At 66.0% G+C, this 376-nt stretch carries 1 protein-coding gene; it reads left to right on the forward strand.

Annotation, left to right across the window (positions count from 1 at the left end):
- Nucleotides 1-376: TonB-dependent receptor (locus EN874_RS32475; protein WP_127428848.1), on the forward strand; the 376-nt coding region annotated here is incomplete at both ends.

The following is a 376-nucleotide window of genomic DNA, read 5'->3' on the forward strand; positions in this document are numbered from 1 at the left end:
CTTCAACATTGCCTGGGACATCACCGACAACCTGGTGCTGCGCGGCGCGGCGTCGAAGGTGGTCGCGCGCCCGAGCTACACCAGCATCGCCTATCCCGGTGGCCTGCGTTACATCAGCGAGGAGTACGCCAACGATCGCCGTGTCACCGGCGGCACCGACACGCCCGGCTGGTACGGCTCGGGCAGCAACAAGGCGCTGGAGCCGTTCAAGGCGGTCCAGTTCGACCTGGGCCTGGAGTGGTACTTCAAGCCGGGCGCGGTCGCGGGTGTTTCGCTGTTCCGCAAGAACGTGGACAACTTCACCGTGCCGGTGGTGCGCGACCAGCAGATGAACGTCGGCGGGCAGTCGGTCACCGTGCAGAAGTACGAGACCCAG

Source organism: Mesorhizobium sp. M1D.F.Ca.ET.231.01.1.1, assembly GCF_003999155.2.
Lineage (GTDB): Bacteria > Pseudomonadota > Alphaproteobacteria > Rhizobiales > Rhizobiaceae > Mesorhizobium.